This is a genomic window from Kordia sp. (assembly GCF_022447245.1).
In the GTDB taxonomy this organism is placed as follows: Bacteria; Bacteroidota; Bacteroidia; order Flavobacteriales; family Flavobacteriaceae; genus Kordia.
The window spans coordinates 1-3,528 of record NZ_JAKVBC010000075.1 but is presented as its reverse complement, the minus strand read 5'-3'; the positions used below and the strand labels follow the sequence as shown (position 1 = coordinate 3,528).

At 35.4% G+C, this 3,528-nt stretch carries 1 protein-coding gene; it reads right to left on the bottom strand.

Annotated elements, in window-relative coordinates; all coding sequences use genetic code 11:
• The coding region (locus tag MK119_RS24065; RefSeq protein ID WP_290684259.1) for an L-type lectin-domain containing protein at positions 1 to 3,399 on the bottom strand (3,399 nt) is incomplete at its 3' end.
• Between the last annotated feature and the right edge of the window lie 129 nt (positions 3,400 to 3,528).

Genomic DNA, 3,528 nt, shown 5'->3' with positions numbered 1-3,528 from the left:
TGCTACTGCATTGGCTTGAGTGTTATAGTAACGAACCGTATGTGTGGTTGGATCTTCTCCGTTTAGAATATCCATCTCAGCCTCAGTTAAATCAAATTGTGCGATATCATCTGCCGTTACATCATCACATTCAGCTAGGATCGTTGCATCTAAAGCAGCAATCTCTGGTGAATCGTGTACAATTAAATCTAAAGAAACTACATTGAAACATCCTGTAAGTACATTTTCTACACGTACATAGATCGTTTGGTTGTATGGATTGATGTTGCTATATGTATCCGCCAAAGCGTTTACATTATTACCTGCATCTTCTGGTGTTTCGTGATAAGTAACTGAAACATTTGCCAACATTCCGCCTGTAATCTGGTTTTCAGTACTTCTGATATCGAAAACTCCAAATCCATCATTATCTGTATCGCAATATTCTAAAGGAATTGCAGGAAATACTTGCGGCGCGTCTACTACAGACACATTCAATGTAGTGGTTACATAACAACCTGTATTAGCTGTTTCTACACGCACATATACCGTTTGCGGATTACTAATATTAGTGTATGGTATAGCTAATGAGTTTGTATCATTTTCAGCATCCATCTGCGTTAAGTAGTATCGCACAGAAAATCCAGGAATTCCACCAGAAATTTCATCATTCTTCACATTAAGATCAATTGCCGTAAAACCATCTGCTGTTTCATCATCACATACAATCAAATCTGTAGGTGCATTTGCTGAAGGTAATTCTTCAAACAAAAGATCAAAAGAGGTTGTAGCATAACAAGCATTTCCAGTTTGCGCACTTTCTATTCTAACAAAAATAGTATCTCCATCAGCTCCCGAATAGATAGAAGGAAGCGGATTCATATTCATATCTGCATCCATCTGATTGGTGTGAAAAGAAATATCAAAATTCACTGCATTTTGTCCCGCCAAGATATCAGCTTCTTGCATAGACAAGTCATAATCTTCAAAACCATCACTATTTACATCACAAGCAATCATATCATCTGGTTGATTGGCTATTGGCTGCTCATACACACATATTTCAAAATCAGTTGTGCTGTAACAAATCGTATTCATATTATTTTCAATACGCACATAAATTTGCTGACATTGAGCCGTATTTACAAACGGAAATGTTATAGCATCCGCATCATTGTCTGCATTTGCTTGACTCGTATGATAGCTTATTGTAAACATTGTAGAATCTTGCGTTCCTAAAACTGTTACATTTAGATTTGTAAAGTTGAAATTTTCAACACCATCATTAGAGTTATCATCACAAACTGCTATATCTGCCACAACATTAGCAATAGGAACTACGTCTACCATTAGTTGAAAAGATGTGATCGCAAAGCAATCGCTTCCTACTTCAGTACTTTCTACTCTTACGAAAATAGTTTCTTCATTGCTTCCAGTGTAATTCGTTGGTAATGGATTTACATCATTATTTGCATCTGTAGCATCTGTATGAAATGTGATATTTACATCAGCCACATTTTGAGTGCCTAAAATATCTGCTACTTGTGTTGTAAAGTCATACATTTCTGTTCCATTCACATCAGCATCACAAGCTCTCATATCATTTGGTTGATTAGCAATTGGCTGCACATTTACACAAATTTCAAAACTTGTTGTATCAAAACAGACTGAATTTGAGTTATTTTCTAATCGAACAAATATTTGCTCACATTGATTGGTATTTGAGTATGGAAAAGTTAGTGCATTTGTATCATTATCAGCATCAGCTTGACTTAAATGATAGGTAACAGTATATGATGCTGCATTTTGAGTTCCTAATACAGTTGCATCTAGCGTAGAAAAATCAAATTCTTCAACACCATCATTAGAGTTATCATCACAAACCGTTATATCTGCTACTGGATTTGCTGTTGGAAAGTCATCCAAGAATAACTGAAAAGAAGTAATAGAAAAGCAATCATTTCCCGCTTCAGCACTATCTACTCTCACAAATATCGTTTCTCCATCAGTTCCCGTATACGATGTCGGTAATGGATTCGTATCATTATTTGCATCTGTAGCATTTGCATAAAACGTTATATTGACATCAGCAGCATTTTGCATTCCTAGAATAGCCACTTCTTGCGTTGTAAAGTCATATATTTCCGAACCAACAGCATTTTGATCACAAGCATTCATATCACTAGGTTGATTTGCAACAGGTAATACATCTACACATATTTCAAAACTCGTTGTACTAAAGCATGTATCACTCGCGTTATTCCCTACCCTAGCAAATATATCTTCACATTGGTTTGTGTTTGTGTATGGAAAAGTTAGTGCATTAACATTATTATCTGCATCTGCTTGGCTTAAGTGATAAGTTACTGTAAATATTGCAGGGTCTTGTGTTCCTAAGATTGTTGCGTTTAATGTTGTAAAATCAAATTCTTCGACACCATCATTCGTAACATCATCACAAACTGTTATATCTGCTACTGGATTTGCTGTTAGAGAAGGTTCTACAGTGATTGTAAAACTTTCTTGAATAATATCAGCACAACTATTAGAAATTTCAACTGTATATGTGGTCGTTGTTGTCGGCGTAAATACTGGATTTGGCAATGTAGGGTCACTAACTCCAGTAGTTGGCGTCCATGAATATGAAGTAGCACCCGTAATTGTTGAATCGACAGAATTTATAGATTCACCATCACAAATAATTTCATCTCCAAAAGCAAGTGAATTTGCAAAAGACACATAATCAAAACATACGCGTTGTAAGTTTGTAGCTCCACCTGTTGAGCCTGTAAACCCAAAGTATGCTTGTGTAACACCATTAAAAAGGTTATTTACGATATCTCCTGTATACGAAAGACGCAGCGAACAATCAAAATATACTTCCAATGTTGTTGTAGCTGCCGTCCATTCTATGCGAATAATATGTTCTACTCCATCTTCAACATTTGTAGATGTAGGTGACGCCTGAACAGGTCCAGCTAAGTTTGTACCTGCCGTATGATTGTTATTTCCTTGACTGACAATAGCAAGATGATCAAAGAAAGGATCACTTAAATCATTATTTTGCCAAGTATCAAATTCTACTGCCAAAGAGTTTCCGACACCTTCGTATCCCATTCCTCCTCCCAGATTTCCTATTTCAGGAGTTTGTGTATTTTTTATAATAAAGGTAATTCCATCTGCACCATTAGCGTCATTCGTACCAAAAAAACCTCTAAATTCGACAACAAAATCTTCGGTTACATCTATAGCTGTACCTGACCATACTGCTCCTGATTGACTATTTAAATTTTGTGTAATTTCAAAACAGTCTCCTCCTATATCAGTTGCATCTCCGATCAAAGAAGGCATTAATTGTGCATTAAGCTGAATACAAAACAGGATAAAAAATATTTGTACAATATTCTTTATCCTGCTCATTTTTTTTATTAAAATCATTGTCCTACAATTATATTAAGATAAATATGATAAATTATCTCTTTAAAGTAAAGTGATTGATAAATTCTTTTGCCGTTCCATCAAATGGATCTACATATTCCACTCTAAACC